This window comes from Oerskovia sp. NPDC056781, assembly GCF_042789955.1.
GTDB lineage: Bacteria > Actinomycetota > Actinomycetes > Actinomycetales > Cellulomonadaceae > Oerskovia > Oerskovia rustica.
On record NZ_JBHUAD010000009.1, the window covers coordinates 16,954 to 35,893 of the forward strand.

Annotated in this window: 19 protein-coding genes; 7 read left to right on the forward strand and 12 right to left on the reverse strand. The window is 73.8% G+C overall.

Going from position 1 to position 18,940, the window contains the following annotated elements; translation table 11 throughout:
• Nucleotides 1-4: 4 nt before the first annotated feature.
• From ACFRCR_RS01710 to ACFRCR_RS01725, 4 genes are all read right to left on the reverse strand, one after another.
• Nucleotides 5-556, reverse strand: a complete 552-nt coding sequence (locus tag ACFRCR_RS01710) for an NADH-quinone oxidoreductase subunit B family protein (protein WP_138825659.1) — start codon at nt 554-556, stop codon at nt 5-7.
• A gap of 25 nt (nt 557-581) precedes the next feature.
• Nucleotides 582-944, reverse strand: coding sequence for an NADH-quinone oxidoreductase subunit A (locus ACFRCR_RS01715; RefSeq protein ID WP_056649801.1), 363 nt, complete (start codon nt 942-944; stop codon nt 582-584).
• Nucleotides 945-1,095: 151 nt separating this feature from the next.
• Nucleotides 1,096-2,397: a geranylgeranyl reductase family protein gene (locus ACFRCR_RS01720; RefSeq protein WP_191796949.1), complete on the reverse strand. Its 1,302-nt coding sequence runs from the start codon at nt 2,395-2,397 to the stop codon at nt 1,096-1,098.
• A 212-nt stretch (nt 2,398-2,609) separates the two neighbouring features.
• The gene (locus tag ACFRCR_RS01725) at nt 2,610-3,305 is read right to left on the reverse strand and encodes a demethylmenaquinone methyltransferase (RefSeq protein ID WP_138825663.1); all 696 of its coding nucleotides are present in this window, start codon (nt 3,303-3,305) and stop codon (nt 2,610-2,612) included.
• A 33-nt stretch (nt 3,306-3,338) separates the two neighbouring features.
• Between ACFRCR_RS01725 and ACFRCR_RS01730 the strand changes: the two genes are divergently transcribed.
• Both ACFRCR_RS01730 and ACFRCR_RS01735 read left to right on the forward strand, forming a co-directional pair.
• Nucleotides 3,339-4,751 (forward strand): isochorismate synthase MenF, encoded by a 1,413-nt coding sequence (locus ACFRCR_RS01730; RefSeq protein ID WP_377674974.1) that lies wholly within the window; start codon nt 3,339-3,341, stop codon nt 4,749-4,751.
• Nucleotides 4,752-4,918: 167 nt separating this feature from the next.
• Nucleotides 4,919-5,461: a GNAT family N-acetyltransferase gene (locus ACFRCR_RS01735; RefSeq protein WP_377674977.1), complete on the forward strand. Its 543-nt coding sequence runs from the start codon at nt 4,919-4,921 to the stop codon at nt 5,459-5,461.
• A 273-nt stretch (nt 5,462-5,734) separates the two neighbouring features.
• Here the strand turns inward: ACFRCR_RS01735 and ACFRCR_RS01740 are convergent, their stop codons facing one another.
• From ACFRCR_RS01740 to ACFRCR_RS01755, 4 genes are all read right to left on the reverse strand, one after another.
• A complete protein-coding gene (locus ACFRCR_RS01740; RefSeq protein WP_377674979.1) occupies nt 5,735-7,375 on the reverse strand; it encodes a S1C family serine protease in 1,641 nt (546 codons plus the stop codon).
• 113 nt (nt 7,376-7,488) lie between these two features.
• Nucleotides 7,489-9,303, reverse strand: a complete 1,815-nt coding sequence (menD, locus tag ACFRCR_RS01745; protein ID WP_377674981.1) for a 2-succinyl-5-enolpyruvyl-6-hydroxy-3-cyclohexene-1-carboxylic-acid synthase — start codon at nt 9,301-9,303, stop codon at nt 7,489-7,491.
• Nucleotides 9,300-10,310, reverse strand: coding sequence for an o-succinylbenzoate synthase (locus tag ACFRCR_RS01750; protein ID WP_377674983.1), 1,011 nt, complete (start codon nt 10,308-10,310; stop codon nt 9,300-9,302). The genes menD and ACFRCR_RS01750 overlap by 4 nt, the downstream gene beginning before the upstream one ends.
• Nucleotides 10,311-10,353: 43 nt before the next feature.
• Nucleotides 10,354-10,962 carry a TetR/AcrR family transcriptional regulator gene (locus ACFRCR_RS01755; RefSeq protein WP_191797507.1) on the reverse strand — a complete coding sequence of 203 codons (609 nt, stop codon included), beginning with the start codon at nt 10,960-10,962 and terminating at the stop codon, nt 10,354-10,356.
• A 235-nt stretch (nt 10,963-11,197) separates the two neighbouring features.
• Here ACFRCR_RS01755 and ACFRCR_RS01760 point away from each other — a divergent pair, with 235 nt between their 5' ends.
• Nucleotides 11,198-12,163 carry a 1,4-dihydroxy-2-naphthoyl-CoA synthase gene (locus tag ACFRCR_RS01760; RefSeq protein ID WP_377674986.1) on the forward strand — a complete coding sequence of 322 codons (966 nt, stop codon included), beginning with the start codon at nt 11,198-11,200 and terminating at the stop codon, nt 12,161-12,163.
• Nucleotides 12,164-12,231: 68 nt separating this feature from the next.
• Here the strand turns inward: ACFRCR_RS01760 and ACFRCR_RS01765 are convergent, their stop codons facing one another.
• Nucleotides 12,232-12,480 (reverse strand): hypothetical protein, encoded by a 249-nt coding sequence (locus ACFRCR_RS01765; protein WP_377674988.1) that lies wholly within the window; start codon nt 12,478-12,480, stop codon nt 12,232-12,234.
• A 186-nt stretch (nt 12,481-12,666) separates the two neighbouring features.
• Between ACFRCR_RS01765 and ACFRCR_RS01770 the strand changes: the two genes are divergently transcribed.
• Nucleotides 12,667-13,314 carry an RBBP9/YdeN family alpha/beta hydrolase gene (locus tag ACFRCR_RS01770; protein WP_377674990.1) on the forward strand — a complete coding sequence of 216 codons (648 nt, stop codon included), beginning with the start codon at nt 12,667-12,669 and terminating at the stop codon, nt 13,312-13,314.
• 6 nt (nt 13,315-13,320) lie between these two features.
• Here the strand turns inward: ACFRCR_RS01770 and ACFRCR_RS01775 are convergent, their stop codons facing one another.
• Complete coding sequence (locus tag ACFRCR_RS01775) at nt 13,321-14,370, reverse strand: DUF3048 domain-containing protein (protein WP_377675003.1); 1,050 nt, start codon at nt 14,368-14,370, stop codon at nt 13,321-13,323.
• An 82-nt stretch (nt 14,371-14,452) separates the two neighbouring features.
• Here ACFRCR_RS01775 and ACFRCR_RS01780 point away from each other — a divergent pair, with 82 nt between their 5' ends.
• On the forward strand, nt 14,453-15,676 hold the full coding sequence (locus ACFRCR_RS01780; RefSeq protein ID WP_377674992.1) for an AMP-binding protein: 1,224 nt from the start codon (nt 14,453-14,455) through the stop codon (nt 15,674-15,676).
• 10 nt (nt 15,677-15,686) lie between these two features.
• Nucleotides 15,687-16,556: a 1,4-dihydroxy-2-naphthoate polyprenyltransferase gene (locus ACFRCR_RS01785; protein ID WP_377674993.1), complete on the forward strand. Its 870-nt coding sequence runs from the start codon at nt 15,687-15,689 to the stop codon at nt 16,554-16,556.
• Here ACFRCR_RS01785 and ACFRCR_RS01790 read toward each other — a convergent pair.
• Nucleotides 16,553-16,912 carry a DUF4229 domain-containing protein gene (locus tag ACFRCR_RS01790; protein WP_377675005.1) on the reverse strand — a complete coding sequence of 120 codons (360 nt, stop codon included), beginning with the start codon at nt 16,910-16,912 and terminating at the stop codon, nt 16,553-16,555. The two genes, ACFRCR_RS01785 and ACFRCR_RS01790, sit on opposite strands and share 4 nt — an antisense overlap.
• A 90-nt stretch (nt 16,913-17,002) precedes the next feature.
• Here ACFRCR_RS01790 and ACFRCR_RS01795 point away from each other — a divergent pair, with 90 nt between their 5' ends.
• Nucleotides 17,003-17,488: a PLD nuclease N-terminal domain-containing protein gene (locus ACFRCR_RS01795; RefSeq protein WP_377674995.1), complete on the forward strand. Its 486-nt coding sequence runs from the start codon at nt 17,003-17,005 to the stop codon at nt 17,486-17,488.
• Between the two features lie 33 nt (nt 17,489-17,521).
• On the opposite strand, the gene ACFRCR_RS01800 is transcribed toward ACFRCR_RS01795, so the two are convergent.
• Nucleotides 17,522-18,811 carry an LCP family protein gene (locus ACFRCR_RS01800; protein WP_377674997.1) on the reverse strand — a complete coding sequence of 430 codons (1,290 nt, stop codon included), beginning with the start codon at nt 18,809-18,811 and terminating at the stop codon, nt 17,522-17,524.
• Nucleotides 18,812-18,940 lie beyond the last annotated feature (129 nt).

Sequence of the window (18,940 nt, forward strand, 5' to 3'; positions counted from 1 at the left end):
CTCGTCACCGCAGCAGTCCCTTCATCTGGAACGTCGGGGTCGCCTCGAGCGCCGCGGCCTCGGCGGCCTTGGCCGCCTCACGCCGGTTCACACCGAGCGGCTCGGCCTGGATCTGGTCGTGCAGCGCGAGGATCGCGTTGATGAGCATCTCCGGACGCGGCGGACAACCGGGCAGGTAGATGTCCACCGGCACGATGTGGTCGACGCCCTGGACGATCGCGTAGTTGTTGAACATGCCGCCGCTCGACGCGCACACGCCCATCGACAGCACCCACTTGGGCTCGGACATCTGGTCGTAGACCTGGCGCACCACCGGCGCCATCTTCTGGCTCACGCGACCTGCGACGATCATCAGGTCGGCCTGCCGCGGCGACGCACGGAAGACCTCCATGCCGAAGCGGGACAGGTCGTAGCGCGACGCGCCGGCCGCCATCATCTCGATGGCGCAGCACGCCAGGCCGAACGTCACCGGCCACAGCGACGCCTTGCGGAAGTACCCCGCGAGGTTCTCCACGCTCGTGAGCAAGAAGCCCGAGGGAGCTTCCTCGATCCCCATCTGCGTTCTCCCTAACTGGTTCCGGCTAGTCCCACTCGAACCCGCCACGGCGCCATTCGTAGACGAACGGCACGGTGATCAGGGCGAGGAAGCTCAGCATGGCGACGAGCCCGAAGGTGGCGAGGACCGTGAAGTCCACCGCCCACGGGTAGAGGAAGACCACCTCGATGTCGAAGATGATGAAGGTCATCGCGACGAGGTAGTACTTGATCGGGAAGCGCCCTCCGCCGATCGCGTGCGGAGTGGGCTCGATGCCGCACTCGTAGGCGTCGAGCTTGGCGCGGTTGTACCGCTTGGGGCCGATCACGGCGCTCGCGGCGACTCCGCCGAGAGCGAGGACGGCGCCGATACCCATCAGGACGAGGACGGGCACGTACGGGTTGGTCATCGGTCTGCTCTCCGGGGGGTGCGCGGGGGCGTGTCGAGAGTGCTGCCGTCGGGCGACCGCGTGAAACGGCGGGGGCCCGGGTCCGAGGGGGGTGAGGGTGGTGACTGCGGGTACAGCGAGGACGGCGTCGTTGCCGTCGCACCGAGGACTCTCATGCCGATGGCACCACCCTCGTCAGGCCAGCGATGACCCGGTCGACGACGTCGCCACCGCGGGGTTCGTAACAGTCGGACAGCAGCTTGAGGACGAAGCGCATGACGAGCGGCCGAGGCAGCCCGTACTTGGTGCACAGCCGCATGATCTCGGGGTGCTCGATGAGCCGCACGAAGTACCGGCCGAGCGTGTAGTAGCCCCCCAGGTCGCGGCGCATGATCTCGGGGTAGGTCGCGAGCGTGCGCTCGCGGGCAGCGTCGGTGCTGCGGGCACGGGACTGCGCGACGACGTCCGCGGCGACGCGCGCGGCCTGCATCGCGTACGCGATGCCCTCGCCGTTGAAGGGGCTGACCATGCCGCCCGAGTCACCCACGAGCACGACGCCGCGCGAGTAGAGCGGCTTGCGGTTGAAGCCCATGGGCAGCGCGGCCCCGCGCACGGGGCCGAGCTGGTTCTCCGGCGTGAACTCCCACTCGGCGGGGGCGTTGGCCATCCACTTGGCGAACAGATCCTTGTAGTCGACGTTCGCGGCGGACTGGCGGGCGGGGGTCGAGTTGACCGACCCGAGGCCGACGTTCGCGGTGCCGTCGCCGAGCGCGAAGATCCAGCCGTAGCCGGGCAGCAGGTTCGACCTGCCTGCCGGCCCGTCCCACAGCTCGAGGTGCGACTCCATCCAGGCGTCGTCGTGACGCGGGGTCTTGAAGTAGGTGCGGACGGCGACCCCCATGGGCCGGTCCTGGCGCTTCTCGAGCCCGAGCGCGAGCGCGAAGCGGGACGAGACGCCGTCGGCCGCGATGACGACCGGGGCGCGCAGCTCGTACTCGTCGCCCGCGCGACGACCGTTCTCGTCGAGAGGGCGTGCCGTGACGCCCACGACCCGGCCGGTGCGCTCGTCGAGGATCGGGCCGGTCACGTTGGTGCGCTCGAGGAGCTTGGCGCCCGTGCGCTGCGCGTGCTCGGCGAGGGTCTGGTCGAGGTTCATGCGGGAGCGGGCGAGCCCGTAGGAGGGGTACGCCTTGAGCTCGGGCCAGGGCAGCTCCCACCGGCGACCGCTCGCGACGACGCGCAGGCCCTTGTTGCGGATCCAGCCGTCCTCGGCACGCGTGGGGACGCCCATGCGGACGAGCTCTCCCACGGCGCGCGGCGTGAGGCCGTCGCCGCAGATCTTGTCCCGGGGGAAGGAGGCCTTCTCGAGAAGGAGGACGCTCAGTCCGGCGGCGGCACAGTAGTGGGCCGCGGTGGCCCCTGCGGGGCCCGCACCCACGATGATGACGTCCGCGTCGTCGGTCCTGTCACGCACGTTCTCACCTCGATCCGCCCTCGGGCATGCCTCAGTAACACCCTTGTGAAGTCGCTCACAATGGACATCGCCACTCTAGCCACACATGCTCGCGATTGTGTAGCAAGGCAACCCTTCGTTGCACGACGAACACCCTGCTCGCAGCGGCAGGAGGGCAGCAGGGAGCGAGGCGCGACCCGCGTGTCGGGGCGCACCTCGCTCGGTGTGGCGCGTCAGGCGGGGCGGATCCCGCGGTGCAGCGCGACGAGGCCGCCGCTGAGGTTCCGGTACGCGACACCCTCCCAGCCGGCGTCGAGCATGAGGTGCGCGAGCTCGGGCTGCGTGGGCCAGGTCTTGATGGACTCGACGAGGTACTCGTACGAGCCCTTCTCCTTGGTCACGGCCCCTGCCACGACCGGCAGCATCCGCATGAACACGTCGGTGTAGAGCACGCGGAACGGCTTCCACGTGGGCTCGGAGAACTCGCACACGACCAGGCGCCCGCCCGGGCGTGTCACGCGCAGCATCTCGCGCAGGGCGGCGCTCGTGTCCACGACGTTGCGCAGACCGAACGAGATCGTCACGGCGTCGAACGAGGCGTCGGCGAAGGGCAGCGCCGTGGCGTCCCCCGCGACGAAGGGCATGTCGGGGCGCCGGCGCTTGCCGACCTGGAGCATGCCGACCGAGAAGTCGCACGGCACGACCTCGACGCCCTCGTCCGCGAACGGCTCGCTCGACGTGCCCGTCCCGGCCGCGAGGTCCAGGACACGCTCACCCGGCAGCGCCGCGACGGCGTCGACCGTGTGCTTGCGCCACCGCCGGTCCTGCCCCAGGGAGATGAGGTCGTTCGTGAGGTCGTAGCGACGGGCGATCCCGTCGAACATGGAGGCGACCTCGGTGGGCTTCTTGTCCAGGCTGGCTCGCGACATGCCGCCCATCGTTTCACGCCTACGCTGGAGACGATGACTGAGCACTCCCACCTCCCGGCAGGCCCCGACGACCTCGGCACCGCCCCGGCAGGGTCCCCCCGCACCGGCTCCCCCGGCTCCCCCGCCGTCCCTCGCCTCGTCGTGCGCACGACGAGGCTGCCCGACGGGCTCCCGGACGACCTCACGGCCCTGACGGACCTCCTGCCCGACGCCCGGCCGCTCGCCTGGGTGCGGCGCGGCGACGGCATCGTCGGCTGGGGCGAGACCCTGCGGCTCGAGGCCTGGGGGCCCGGCCGCTTCGCCGACGCCGAGGCCGCGTGGCAGGAGGTCCTGGGGGCGGCCGTCGTGCACGACGACGTGTCCCTGCCCGGCAGCGGGCTCGTCGCGTTCGGGTCGTTCGCGTTCGACGACGCGTCCGGCACCACGGGGGACGCCCGCCCGGGCGGCACGATCCTGGTCCCGCGCGTCGTCGTCGGTCGCAGGGGCGGTCCCGGAGGCACGGCGTGGGTCACGAGCATCTCGGAGGGCGACGCCCTGCCCGACGACGTCGCGTCCGTCCTCGACCCGGCCCACCGCACGCCCGTGGCCGCACCCGGCCGCGTGACCACGGTCGACGGCTCGCTCAGCGCGGACGACTGGACCGCGGTCGTCGCCGAGGGCGTCGAGCGCATCCGCCGGGGCGACCTCGAGAAGGTCGTGCTCGCACGGGACGTGGTCGCGACCGCCGAGCGTCCCGTGGACCCCCGCTGGATGCTCGGACGTCTCGCGACCGCGTACGACGCGTGCTGGACGTTCTCGGTCGACGGCATGGTCGGCGCGACCCCCGAGCTGCTCGTGCGCAGCGAGAAGGGCCTCGTGACCTCGCGCGTGCTGGCCGGGACGATACGCCGGTCGGGCGGGGCCGAGGCCGACGACGACTCGCTGCTGCGCGCCGCCCACCTGGCCCGCTCGTCCAAGGACCTCGAGGAGCACGAGTACGCGGTCGCGTCGGTCGCCGACGCGCTCGCTCCCTTCTGCTCGTCGATGAACGTCCCCGACGCGCCGTTCGTGCTGCACCTGCCCAACGTGCTGCACCTGGCCTCCGACGTCACGGGGGTCCTCGTGGCCGGGGCCGACGGGCGGCCCGCGCCCACGAGCCTGGCGCTCGCCGCCGCGCTGCACCCCTCGGCCGCGGTGTGCGGGACGCCGACCCTCGCGGCTCGTGACCTCATCCGCGAGATCGAGGGCATGGACCGCGCTCGCTACGCCGCCCCCGTGGGCTGGTTCGGCGCGGACGGTGACGGCGAGTGGGGCATCGCGCTGCGCTCGGCCGAGCTGTCCTCCCTCGACCCGCACCACGTACGTCTCTTCGCGGGCTGCGGCATCGTCGCTGCCTCCGACCCTGCGGCCGAGCTCGCGGAGTCCGAGGCCAAGCTCGAGCCCATGCGGTACGCGCTCGGGGAGTGAGACGGACGTCCGTACGCTGGACGCGTATCCACCGCTGGAACGGCGCCAGGACGCCGGACTCCACCCGTGGTTTCGTGAAGTACGCGACGAATGGACCGTTCGACGGACACCTCCGGGAACCGCGCGGTTTCGCCTGTTAAGTTCACCCCGTGACCGATGCGACGACGATGACTCTGGCCCCCACGCAAAGCGACGTCGCCGTACGCCGCGCCACGACCGCGGACCGCGAGGACCTCTGGCTCCTCGTCGTCCGCCTCCAGCCGGACGCACCGGACCGGGCCACGCACGACCGCGTCGTCGGGCCCCTGCTGCGGGCGCTCGACACCTTGCTGCTGGTCGCCGAGGACACGACGGGCGTCGTGGGCTACCTCCTGGCCAGCCAACGCCTGACGTTCACGGCCAACGGCGCGGTCGTCGAGATCGACGAGATCGCGGTCGACCCCGCAGCCGACCGCACGACCGTCGCCGGTCAGCTCGTCGCCGCCGTCGAGGCCTGGGGCCAGGAGTTCCGCGCGACGCGCGTGACGCTTGCCGACGTCCTGCCCCGCGACGTGGCCGACGGGCTCGGGTACACGACCACCGAGGTGCGGTCGACCAAGACTCTCGCGCTGCTCGACGCCGACCCCGTCCTCACGTCGCCGTGGGACGGGCCGGCCGTGCCCGCCCAGCCCGCCCCGGACGACGAGGCGCTGCCGGTCCGCGACCAGTAGGCCTCGAGCAGCGGCCCCCCGAGTCCCAGGGCCCGCACGCCCCCGGCCCCGGACGCGACGACGCCCCGGTCCGTACGGCGAACCGTACGGGCCGGGGCATCCGGAGGGGGACCTGCAGGGGAACAGGGCCTCACCTCGGTGGTCCCGCCGGTCGACAGGGGGGAACGCGGACCGGGGGACGGTCGAAGGACCGCAGCGGCGTCGGCCGACGGCGGGCACAGGGGGAGGTTCCCACCGTCACCGCCGACGCCACCGGGTCCGGCTCGTGCTGCCTCAGCCCTGACCGTTGAACCAGTCGAAGGGGTTGGGCAGGTTGTTCGGGCTGGTCTGGTCGGACTGGCCCTGGCCCGAGCCGTCCGGGCTCGAACCGTCCTGGCCGGAGCCCGGGAGCTGCTGGCCGGAGCCACCCTGGTCGGAGCCCGAGCCCTGCTGGCCCGAGCCGCTCTGACCGTCCGTGGTCGTCGGCTTCGCGGCGAGCGTCACGTCGACGTCGACCGTCTTGCCGTCCCGGACCAGCGTGACCTTCGCGACGTCACCGGTCGCACGCTCGCGCACGAACCCGGTCAGCGACTCTGCGCCGCTCACGGGGTTGTCGTCGATCGCGACGATCACGTCACCGGTCTTGATGCCGGCCTCTGCGGCCGGGGAGCCGTCCGAGACGGACTTGACCTCGGCACCGCGGCGCGTGACGCCGTCGGCCGTGGCCGTCGCGTCCGTCATGCTCACGCCCAGGAACGCGTGCTCGGCCGTGCCGTTCTCGATGAGCTGCGCGCTGATGTTCTTCGCGAGGTTCACCGGGATGGCGAAGCCCAGGCCGATCGAGCCGGACTGGTTCGACGTGGTCGCGATCGACGAGGTGATGCCGATGACCTCACCCTGCGCGTTGAACAGCGGCCCGCCGGAGTTGCCCGGGTTGATCGCGGCGTCGATCTGGATCGCGTTCGTGACCACGGTGCTGCCGCCGTCGGAGCCCGACGCGGCGACCGGGCGGTCGAGCGCGGACACGATGCCGGTCGTCGCCGTGTTGGCCAGGCCGAGCGGGTTGCCGACGGCCAGGACCGACTCGCCCACGGTGACGTCGTCGGAGTCACCGAACGAAGCAGGCGTGAGGTTGCTCGGCGGGTCGACGAGCTCGACCACCGCGAGGTCGGTCGTCGGGTCGAGACCCACGATCTTCGCCTCGTAGAGACGGCCGTCGCTGAGCGTGACCTGGACGGTGTCGTCCTGCGCACCCTCGACGACGTGGTTGTTCGTCAGGACGTGGCCCTCGGTGTCGATCACGACGCCCGAGCCCTCGGCACCGCCCGCGGCCGTGGTGACCTGGATCGAGACGACCGACGGCGCGACGGCGCTCGTCACGGCCTGCCAGTTCGGGTTCTCCGACGTCGAGTCCGAGACCGGGACCGTCGAGTTCTCCTTGGTCTCCCCGACCGACGCGAGCGAGCTGCGGGTCGAGCCGTCGCCGTCGAGGACGCCGAGCAGCCCGGCCGTGCCGGCGCTCGCCAGGACCGCGGCCGCGGCTGCGGCGCCGACCACGGGGATCCATGTCTTGCTGCGCCTGGTCGCGACCGGAGCCTGCTCCGGGGCATGCGGTGCGGGCGGCATGCCGGCCGCGGAGTACGCGGTGCTCGTCGGGGCGCCGTGCTGCCCCTGCGCGGCGTAGGGGGCGTGCGCGGTGTACGGCGTCTGCGCGCCGTAGGGCGCGTGCTGCTGCGGCGCGTGCTGCACCGGCGGCGCGGGGACGGGGGCCGCGTGCGGTGCCGCGAAGTGCTGCTGCGCGGGAGCCTGCGGCGTGGGGGCGGCCGGGGTCGTCGGGGTGACGGGGAGCTGCTGCGTGGGCTGCGCCTCGATGCGCTGGGTGTCGCCGTCGCGGGGAGCCTGGGGCTCAGGGACCTGCGGGGTGTTCTCGGTCATGGGGTGTTCCCTCCTCGTTCGTTCTGAGGACTACTTCACACCCCGGCGCTGGAACGTCCCTTGAACGTCCCTGTGAGTTCGCTGCGAGTTCCCGACCGCTCCTGGGAGGGTTCTCAGGAGTCCCGTCCTGCGCGGTCGCTGCCGCCGCCGTGCCCCCGCGGCAGCGCGCGCTGCACGGCCTCGGCGACGTCGGCGGCGAGCGCCGCGCCCTCGGCCCGGCGCCCCGCACGCTCGACGCGGACCTCGACGACCTCGACCCCCCGGGGCGCGCGCACGAGCTCGGCCCGGAGGTCCGCGGTGCCCGTGACGAGCCGGTGCCGGACCCCGTACCCCGCGCAGAGGGCGGCCAGGTCGGCGCCGTGCGGCGTCGAGAACACGCGCTCGAACGCCGTCGCCGTCTCGGGGGCGTCCTCGGCGAGCGCCCCGTACTCGAGCGTCGCGAAGATCGAGCCGCCGTCGTCGTTGACCACGACGACCTGGAGGTCGGCGGCCGGCTCGTGCGGTCCGCGCAGGAGGCCGCCCACGTCGTGCAGGAACGTGAGGTCACCGACGACCGCACGCGTGCGCCGACCCGCGCGCGCCGCGGCGAGCGCGACCCCCGTCGCCGTCGAGAGCATCCCGTCGATGCCCGCGAGCCCGCGGTTGGCGAGCACGAGCGGCGAGAGGTCCCAGTCGGCCACGAGGTCGAGGTCGCGCACCGGGTTGCTCGACCCGACCACGAGCACGTCGTCGGGGCCCGAGGCCTCGGCGACCGCTGCAGCGACCGCGAGCGGCGTCGTCGGGCCTGCGGCGGACGCCCGGTCGGCGACGACCTTGCGCGCCGCCTCCCCCGCGCCGCGCCAGAGGTCCAGCCAGGTCGGGTCGCCTGCGGGCCCCGACCACCACTCGACCGGGACGCCGGGCAGGATCGCGCTCGCCGACCGCGCCGCGTCGGGCCAGGGGCCTCCCCCGGGGGCGACGACGAGCACCTCGACGTCCGCGCGCGCGAGAAGCCGCTGGACGGGGCGCGAGAGCGTGGGGCGACCCATGACGACGACGCGCTCGACCTGCTCCCCCAGCACGCCCAGCACGAGCCGGTGCGCCGCGATCGCGTGGCTGCCCGCAGCGGCCCCCGACGACGCCTCGGCGAGCAGGGGCCAGCCCCGCGCCTCGGCGAGCCGTCGCGCGTCCGCCCCCGCGCCGTCGCCCGCGACGAGCACGGTCGCCCGCGACGGGTCGAGCGGCCACGGCCCGACGTCGTCGCGCACCCCCGCCACGAGGGTCCTCCTGGGCGACGGGTGGCTCGCGTCGGTACCGGCCGGGATCGCTCCCAGCGCCGCCGGAGGAACGAGGGGCTCACGGAACGCCAGGTTGAGGTGCACCGGTCCCGGATACCGGGAGCGGGTCCCGCGGGCAGCGGCGAGCGCCCGGACGAGGACCGCGCGCAGGTCTCCGAGCTCCCCCTGCCGCCCGTCGGGCGCCGGGACGTCGGCCGCCTGGCGGACCGCGGACCCGTACAGCCCGACCTGGTCCGTCGTCTGGTTCGCCCCCGTGCCGCGCAGCTCGTGCGGCCGGTCGGCCGTGAGAAGCACGAGCGGGACCCCCGCGTGGTGCGCCTCGAGCACCGCCGGGTGCAGGTTGGCGGCGGCCGTCCCCGACGTGGTCACCACGGCGACCGGGAGCAGCCCGTCCGGTCCCTCGGTCGTCCGCGACCCGCGCGAGAGCCCCAGGGCCAGGAATGCGGCCGCCCGCTCGTCGATGCGCACGTGCAGCGTGAGCAGGCCCGCCGCGTCGGCCGCGGCGAACGCGTAGGCGAGCGCCGCGCTGCGGGACCCCGGCGACACGACGACGTCACGCACCCCGTCCGCGACGAGGCCGGCGACGATCTCGCGGGCCGCCGCGACCGCAGGGGGCAGGAGCGGGGGGACCGACGCGGCGGCGGCGCTCATGCCGCTGCTCCGTCCAGGAGGGCGCCCACGCGCCGGTACCGCTCGATCCACCGGTCGGCCGTGACCTGGTCCGCGGACGCACGCGCGAGAGCGGCTGCCGACGGCTCCGGGCGACGGACCACGATCTCACCGTCCACAGGCAGCAGCGGCTCGTCGACCACGTCGCGCGTCAGCAGCTGGGACGTCGCGAGACCGCACGCGAAGGGCAGCTCGGGAAGAGCTGCCGCGAGCGCCAGCCCGGCAGCCAGCCCGACCGAGGACTCGAGCGCGGACGAGACGACCACGGGCAACCCGACCCGCTCGGCCAGGTCGAGGCAGGCCCGGACGCCGCCGAGCGGCTGGACCTTGAGCACGACGACGTCCGCGGCATCGGCCCGCAGCACCGCCAGCGGGTCCTCGGCGCGGCGGATCGACTCGTCGGCGGCCACCAGGACCGACGTGGCGCGGCGCACCGCGGCGAGGTCCTCGACGCTCGCGCACGGCTGCTCGACGTACTCGAGCCCGCCGGCAGCGCGGTCGAGCAGGGGCAGTCTCCGCAGGGCCTCGTCGAGCTCCCAGCCACCGTTGGCGTCGACCCGGATCCGACCGCCCGGCCCCAGGGCGTCCCGGACGGCCTCGACGCGCGCGATCTCCCGGTCGACGGGTTCGACGACTCCGTCTCCGCCGCGCTGCGCGACCTTGACCTTCGCGGTCCGGCATCCGTCGGACGACGTCACGATGTCGTGCGCGCGCTGGGCGTCCGTCGCCGGGACCGTGACGTTGACCGGCACGCTCGCCCGGACGGGCGCCGGCCAGCCGACGTCCGCCGCCTCCCGCGCCGCTCGCAACCACGCGCCGGACTCGGCGTCGTCGTACTCCCAGAAGGGCGAGAACTCGGCCCAGCCGGCCTCGCCCCGCACGAGCAGACCGTCGCGCGCGTCGAGGCCGCGGAAGCGGGTGCGCAGGGGCGTCGACCAGGCGACGAGACGGGGGCTCGGGGTCGAGAGGGGCGTGGGAGGCACGGTCACAGGCTATCTCCGGACCGGGCCCCGGGGCGGCGCTAGCCGCGCGTCAGGAGGTGCCGAGCAGCTCGGTGACGCAGTCCACCGCGAGGTCGCGCACGTTGCGCCCCTCGCACAGCGCGGTGACCGCCGCGCCGTCCACGACCGCGATCAGCAGGACGGCGGAGAACCGGACACCGAGCTGCGCGAGCAGCTCGTCGACGACGACGTCGAGCTCTCCTCGGCCCTGCGCGAACGCGGTCGCGAGCACCGGGCTGCGTCCCGCGCTGACCACGTGCTCGTAGAAGCCGAGCAGCTCTCCGTGATCCCCCGGCGGGAGCACGGCGTCCACGAGCAGGAGCGCGCGCGACCGCGTGCTCAGTGCGTCGACCCCGCCGTCGGCGACCGCGTCCGCGACCGCGTGGCCGATCGCCTGGGCGCGGTCCGCCCAGTCGCGGACGATGCGCTGGCCCGCCGCCGCGAGCAGGTCGTCGAGGCCCGAGAAGTAGTACGTCGTCGCCGCGAGGGGGACGTCCGCCTGCGCGGCCACGGACCGGTGCGTCACGCTCGACGGACCGTCGCGCAGGATCAGCTCGGCGGCGGCCGACACGATGGTGTCACGGCGCTGCGTGCCCCGGGCCTGCCTGCGGGGGACGTGCTTCTCGGTCTCTGGAGCCATCAGTGACTTCCTTCGGGAGGTTTCGAGGCCGACGATCCCCCACGACGAGGACCTGCGACATGATCTTGAGCACAGAAAGGGCTCCACCGAATTACACGACTGCGCGCACCGCCGTCAAGACCCCAAGGTCCTCACCACCACACCGTAGGGCACGAGGACCGCCCCCGGCGCCCGCCGGCCCCCACCACCGCGGCCCGGGCCCTGTTCCGCGTCCCGGGCGGCTAGGGTGACGGTCGTGAGCAGCATCCCCGCACAGGTGTCCGAGACGTTCGACCCCCAGGCCTGGCGCACCGTCGCCGGGTTCGAGGGGCTCACCGACATCACGTACCACCGCGGTGTCGAACGAGGCACGCGCGACGGCGAGGCGCACGAGCGCGACCTGCCCGTGGTCCGCGTCGCGTTCCACCGGCCCGAGGTGCGCAACGCGTTCCGCCCGCACACCGTGGACGAGCTCTACCGGGTCCTCGACCACGCACGCATGACCTCCGACGTCGGCACGGTCCTCCTGACAGGCAACGGCCCTTCGGCCAAGGACGGCGGCTGGGCGTTCTGCTCGGGCGGCGACCAGCGCATCCGGGGGCGTGACGGCTACCGGTACACGACGAGCGAGGACGCCCAGACGGCCGACGCGATCGACCCCGCCAAGGCCGGGCGGCTCCACATCCTCGAGGTCCAGCGCCTCATCCGGACCATGCCCAAGGTCGTCATCGCCGTGGTCAACGGCTGGGCCGCGGGCGGCGGGCACTCGCTGCACGTCGTCGCGGACCTGTCCATCGCGAGCCGCGAGCACGCCCGGTTCAAGCAGACCGACGCCAACGTGGGCTCGTTCGACGCAGGCTACGGGTCGGCGCTCTTCGCCCGGCAGGTCGGACAGAAGCGCGCCCGCGAGGTCTTCTTCCTCGCCCGCGAGTACTCGGCCCAGGACGCCTACGAGTGGGGTGCCGTGAACGAGGTCGCGGACCACGCGGACCTCGAACCGCTGGCGCTCGAGTACGCACGGGTCATCGCGACCAAGTCACCGCAGGCGATCCGCATGCTCAAGTTCGCGTTCAACCTCGCGGACGACGGGCTCGCGGGCCAGCAGGTCTTCGCCGGCGAGGCCACACGCCTGGCGTACATGACCGACGAGGCCGTCGAGGGGCGCGACGCGTTCCTCGAGCGCCGGGACCCGCAGTGGGACGACTTCCCGTACTACTTCTGACGCGAGGGCCGGGTCGGACGGCACGGGACGGGGACCTCCGTCGCCGGACCGCGCGGCCGGGACGAGGGTCAGGACCCGGACGCGAACGTGGCGAGCATCTGGACGATGCCGCGGCCCGCGAAGGCCACCGCGACCGCGAGCCCGAACAGCAGGACGATCGAGACGACGACCGGTCCGACGGACGCGGCCGGACGTGCGCCGGTCTCGTCGTCGTCCTCGGAGCGCAGGGCAGGGCGGGTGGGGGCGATCGAGGGCGGGAACGGGGTGACCGTGGACGTGGGCTCGAACGGGCTCTGGGTGGGGTTCATCGTTGCCATGCCTCTACGTTCCCGCGTACCCCACGATGACCACATCGGCCCACCGGCTCGACCTCGCGCCCTCGTGGTCAGCCTCAGGGGTGAGCGGGTCCTCCCCCGGGAGGATGAGCCGCTGACCCGTGCGTCGCGACCCCGGCCCGTGGCGGGCGGCCCGCGGCCGGCGCGACAGGCGATAGCGTTCCCAGCATGACCGTTCTCGACGACGACGCCGCGACGACCGACCTGCCCGTCGCGCAGCCCCTGGACGCTCCCCCGCCCGTGACCCGGATCGTGGTCGTGCACGGTCTGGGGGCCTCCTCCGACAACCACTGGTTCGGAGCGGTCCGCGACCGCTACACGCCTCACGGCGTCGAGGTCCTCGTGCCCGACCTGCCGCGCTCGCAGGCGCCGGACCTCGACGCGTGGCTCGACGCCCTCGCCGACGCGATCGGTCCCCTCGACGAGGGGACCGTGCTCGTGGGGCACAGCCTGGGGTGCGTCAGCATCCTCCAGCACCTCGCCGCCCGGCAGGACGAGTGGCGGCTCGGGGGCCTCGCCCTGGTCGCCGGCTTCGTCGAGGAGGTCCCCGGCATCCCCGAGGTCGACCACTTCGTCGAGCGTCCCCTCGACCCGGGCGCCGTCGTCGCCCGCAGCCGGCGTCGGCACGTCGTCGTCGCCGACGACGACCCTGTCGTCCCGCGACGCCTCACCGAGACCCTCGCCCGCGTCCTCGACGCCGACCTGACGGTCGTCGAGGGCGGCGGACACTTCGTCGCCGGCGGAGGGTTCGACCGGCTCGCAGCACTCGAGGACGTCCTGGACGCCTGGACGCCCCGACGGGCGAGCGCCCCGTGACGACCGTCAGCTGACCGCGTAGCTCCCGGACCCGCGCGGGACGAGCTCGACCCAGGTCGTGCCCTGCTCCAGGAGGACGGGGGCGCCGTCGGGCCCCGTGAGGACCAACGGCGACTCGACCGCGTCCTTGGACCACGTCACCGCGACCTGCTTGCCTCCGCTCGCCACGAGCCCCTCCCCCGTGCCGACGAGCTTGGTCTCCGGCACCGGAGTCCCCGCCGGGTCCACGAACTTGGTGTTGACCATCTCGACGCTCAGCACGACCACGTTCGCGGCGGAGAGACGCTCTCCCTCGGACGAGACCGCGGGGGTCGTGCCCTCGCTCCGGAGGAACGCGTTCTCCGCGGTGCCCCACTGCCACTGGGCCCGGCTCGAGTGGGTCAGCCTGACGTCGAGGAGCGCGACGGGCGCACCGGCCACCGTGGCCGTGCCCTGCCCCTGGGTCCGGGTGTGCGCGAACTGAGCGGGTGGGGCCTTGCGGTCGCCCTCGGCCTGCGCGAGGAAGTCGGCCATGGTTCCGTACAGGTTGTGCGGCGCCCTCTTGCCCTTCTTGAGGAAGAAGCCGTCGTCGCCCTCGTCGTGGACGATCGACTGCAGGCCTGCGTCACCGACCGCCGCGACGAAGGGCGGCTGCCCGCCGCTGTAGACGAGGACGCCCGCGGTCGGGCCGAAGATCGACGGGTCCATGGGTCGCACGGACCGGATGGGCCCGACGGTCTCCGGGACCTGGGAGTGGAAGACCGCGACGAACCGGGTGATCCCGCCCTCGACCACCTCCTCCCAGACCATGTCGGCCTGGTCCAGCCCGGTCTGCGGGCGGGCCGCCGGAAGGTTCTCGATCTTCACGGCCACGGCCGGGCGCTCGCCCACGGTCTCCGTGGGGACTCCCGTGAGCGGCCACGCGACAGGCACGACGGGTGCGGGCGGAGAGGCCTTGGTCGCGTCGACCGAGGCCGGGACGGTCCTCGTCGGGGCGTCGGTCGACGCGCCGCTGCCGCAACCGGAGAGCACCAGCAGTCCTGCCACCACCGTCGCCGCCCACCGGGCCCGCGACATCCTCACCCTGTCCATCCGTGCCCTCACGCTCGTCGGTCCCGCTGGTTCCTCGTCACACTACGGCGCGATCTACGCTGGAGGGATGCCACGCGCCGAGGGAACCGCACCTGCCGACGTCGCGGACCTGCGGGCCGCGGTCTCGGCCGCACTGAGCGGGCGCGGGCCGGCGATCGCACCCTCCCCGCTCGCGTTCTCGGGTCCGCTGCCCGACGGCACCGCGCTCGTGCTGCGCACCTCGGGCTCGACAGGGCTGCCCCGCGAGGTCGCCCTGAGCGCGGACGCGCTCGTCGCGTCCGCGCGGGCGACGCACGAACGTCTCGGCGGGGACGCGCAGTGGCTCCTGACCCTGCCCCCCGCTCATGTCGCCGGGCTCCAGGTCGTGCTGCGGTCGGTCGTCGCCGGGACGAGGCTCGTGACCGCAGACCTGGACTCCCCGTTCACCGCGCACGGGTTCGCCGCCGCCGCGGCCCGCATGGACGCAGGCCGCCGGTACGTCTCCCTCGTCCCGACCCAGCTCCACCGCCTCCTGCACCCCGGCCCCGGGAGCGCCGCCGCGCTCGACGCGCTGCTCTCGTTCGACGCGATCCTCCTCGGCGGCGCGGCGGCGTCGCCCGCGCTCCTCACGACCGCGCGCGAGGCGGGGGCCCGGGTCGTGACCACCTACGGCATGACGGAGACGAGCGGCGGCTGCGTGTACGACGGCGTCCCGCTCGCGGGCGTGCGGGTGCGGGTCGTCGACGGGTCGACGGGGCACCGGCTCCCGCCCGATGCCGCAGGGGTCGTCGAGATCTCGGGCCCCGTGCTGGCCACGGGGTACCTGGGTGACGAGGCGCTCACGGCCGCCACGTTCCGCACCGACCCCGACGGGACCCGGTGGCTGCGCACGAGCGACCTGGGCTCGCTCGGGCCCGACGGGGCGCTCACGGTGCTCGGGCGTGCGGACGACGTGATCGTGACGGGCGGGGTCAACGTGGCCCCGGCCGCGGTCGAGGCCGTGCTCGCGCGTGCGCTCGCGGACGTCGAGGGCCTCGGCGAGGTCTGCGTGGTCGGTGTCCCCGACCACGAGTGGGGGCAGCGCGTCGTCGCGGTCGTGGAGGCGCGCCCGTCGGCCGGGCCGGGCGGGGTCGGTGCGCACGCGCCCGACCTGCTGGCCCGTGCCCGCCACGCCGTCGCGACTACGCTGGGACCGCCCGCCGCACCTCGCGACCTGTTCGTCGTGGCAGACCTGCCCCGACGCGGGCCGGGCAAGATCGACCGGGCGGCCGTGACCGATCTCGCCACCCGCACAGCACCACGCACCCACTGAACGGAGCACCATGGCCACCTCTGCCGAATGGGTCGCAGGCGCACGCCTGCGCACCCTCCCCGCGGCGGCCGCACCCGTCCTCGTCGGCTCGGGCGCTGCCGCCCAGGTCGACTCCTTCGCGTTCTGGCCTGCCCTCCTGGCGCTGGGCGTCGCGCTCGCGCTGCAGGTCGGGGTGAACTACGCGAACGACTACTCGGACGGGGTGCGCGGGACGGACGTCGACCGGGTCGGGCCCATGCGGCTCACCGCGTCGGGAGCGGCGCTCGCGTCCCAGGTGCGCAACGCGGCGTTCGCGTGCTTCGGCGTCGCGGCGGTGCTGGGCCTGGGCCTCGTGGTCCTCACGGGGCACTGGTGGCTCCTGGCCGTCGGGGCCCTCGCGATCGTCGCCGCATGGTTCTACACCGGTGGCAAGAACCCCTACGGGTACCGGGGCCTCGGCGAGGTCGGGGTGTTCGTGTTCTTCGGGCTCGTCGCGGTCCTCGGCACGACGTACACGCAGGCCGACCGGGTGACGTGGGTCGCGGGGGTCGGAGCCGTGGCCGTGGGCCTGCTCGCGTGCGCGCTCCTGATGATCAACAACGTGCGGGACATCCCCACGGACGTGCTCGCGGGAAAGCGCACCGTCGCCGTGCGCCTCGGCGACTTCCGGGCCCGGCGCGCGTACGTGGCCATGATCTGGGTCCCGCTCCTGCTGGGCGTGGTGTGCGCGTTCGCCGCGCCGTGGTCGCTGCTCGTGCTGCTCCTGCTGCTGCCCGCGGTGCTGCTGACGCTGCCCGTCGTCGCCGGGGCCCGCGGGCCGCTGCTCGTCCCGGTCCTCGCAGGGACCGGGATGTTCGAGCTCGGGTACGGGGTGCTGCTGGGGCTGGGGCTCGCGCTCTAGGCGTTCGGGGCCTGGGCGCGACCCGTGCGGTCGGTGCGCCCGTCGGCAGGGTCGGCACGGTCGGCAGGGTCGGTCGACCCGGCCGTCTCGGCCGCCTCCACGACGGCGTCCTCGAACGCCGCGTCGTCCTCGATCTCGCGCGAGAACTGCTCGCCGGTCGCCTTGCGCCGTGCGGCGCGGTCGGCGAGGTACTGCGCGGCGCGCTCGCGGGGGCCGCGCAGCGCGAGGTAGGAGACCAGGAACGCCAGGACGGCCGCGATGACCGCGCACACGACCCAGTGGCCCAGGTTCAGGGCGTACAGGACGACGAAGAGGACCGCGAAGATCGCCAGGCGCAGCGCGGAGTAGATGACCATAGGCACCCGTCCAGGGTAGGCGCCCGACCTGGGTGCACAGAACCGCGCCCTCTCGTGCCTCCGGGTTGCCAGGACGCATAGGCTGGGGTCATGTCCCGCGTCCTGCTGACTCTGCTCGCCGTAGGCCTCGCGGTCTACGCCCTCTCCGACTGCGCCACGAGCGACGAGAACGACCGGAGCGGGATCCCCAAGGGCCTGTGGATCGTGATGATCGTCTTCCTGCCCTTCGTCGGGCCGCTCGCCTGGATCATCGTCTCGCGCACCCAGCGTGCCCGGCACGCGACCGCGGGCGGCGCCCCCGCCCCGGGTCGTGCCCGCCCAGGAGCACGACGACGCCCGGCGGCACCGCTGGCCCCGGACGACGACCCGGACTTCCTGTGGAAGCTCGAGCAGCAGCGGCGACGCGAGGCGCGCGGCGAGAGCACGGACCAGGGCCCGACGACGGGCCCCACCCCCGGTGGCGCCTCAGGAGAGCCGCGCAGCACGTCGGACGACGACGCCCCGCGCGAGAACCCGTCGGGTGAGACGGACGGGGCGCCCGGCACGCCGTCGTCGGGCAGCACGGACCCCTCCTAGCCACCGGGACGCCCGGGACCGCGTCCCGCGCGCTCAGCAGGCGGCCTGGGCGTCCGCCGAGGTGATCGCCACACCAGGCTTGCGGTCGGCCAGGGGGTCGACGGGGGTCGTCGGAACCGGCGGGACGACCGGGTCGGCTCCGGTCGGCGTGCTCGGTCCCTGGGGCGGGGTCGGCGCGGGCGGCGCCTCCACCTCCGGGACGACGGGTTGGTCCGCCACGACCCGCGCCCACACGTCCTCGGCCTCCGCCGTCAGGACCACGCGGTTGACGTTGCCCGGCTGGGGGCCCGACGGGATCGTCAAGAACGTCACCGCGTCGGGGCGCACCGACCGCAGCGAGAACGCGAGCCCCTTGAGGTCGACCCCTCCGCTGATCGAGAGCGAGCTCGTCGCGGCGTCCAGGAACTGGAGCAGGTTGGGCAGGTCCGTGAGGACGTTCTGGGAGAGGACCGACTTCGTCATCGCCGCGAGCAGCGCCTGCTGACGACCCATGCGGTAGGTGTCGGACCCGTCGCTCAGCCCGTGCCGGGCTCGTGCGAGCGCGAGCGCCTGAGCCCCCGTCAGGGTCTGCGTCCCTGCGGTGAGGTGAAGGTTCGACTCGTTGTCGTCCATGTCCTCGGGGATGCACATCGGCACCCCGTCGAGGGCGTCGACCATGGTCTGGAAGCCCGCGAAGTCCACGACCATGAAGCCGTCGGTCCGCACCCCTGACATCTGCTCGATCGTCATCTGCGTGCACGTCGCCGCCGACGCGAGGTCCTTGCCGCCGACCCAGCCCCGGGAGAACGCCTCGTTGAACGTCGCCTGGGACGACGCCCGCGTCGTCCCTCCTCCCGTGACCGTGCACGACGGGATGGCGATCCTCAGGTCGCGCGGCACCGAGACCAGCTCGACCCGCGAGCGGTCGGCCGAGATGTGCAGGAGCATCGTGGTGTCCGAGCGCATGCCCTCCTCGGCTCCTCCGATGTCGGCGTTCGCCCCGGACCGGTCGTCCGAACCGATCAGCACCAGGTTCACGGGGAGCCCGGCGAGCGGGTCCTCGGGGTCGGGTACCGGAGCCGGCGGGCGCTCGGTCTCGGGTGCCACGAGCTCCTTGTTGTCGACCTGTTCGACGTTCCCCAGCGTCCTGACGAGCACGGACGTCGCGCCCGAGGCCCCGAACGCGAGGACCGCCGTCGTGACGAGCCCGACCGCCCGCAGGGCGCGGTGCTCGCGCCGCGTCCGGACGTGCCGGACCGCGCTCCCGCCTGCCGTCGCCCGGTTCCCGTGCCCTGCACCGTCGGCGCCGTCGATCGGCCGGTCGTCCCCCTGGGTGTCAGTCACGAGGGCAGAGCCTAGCCCTCGTGACTGCGCGCACCGGGGACCCGGCCGCGGAGCGGCGCCCCGTGCGGCTAGCGGGACGCCGCCTGTGCGGGCCCGTGAGCGCCCGCAGGGGCCGTCCACGAACGGGAC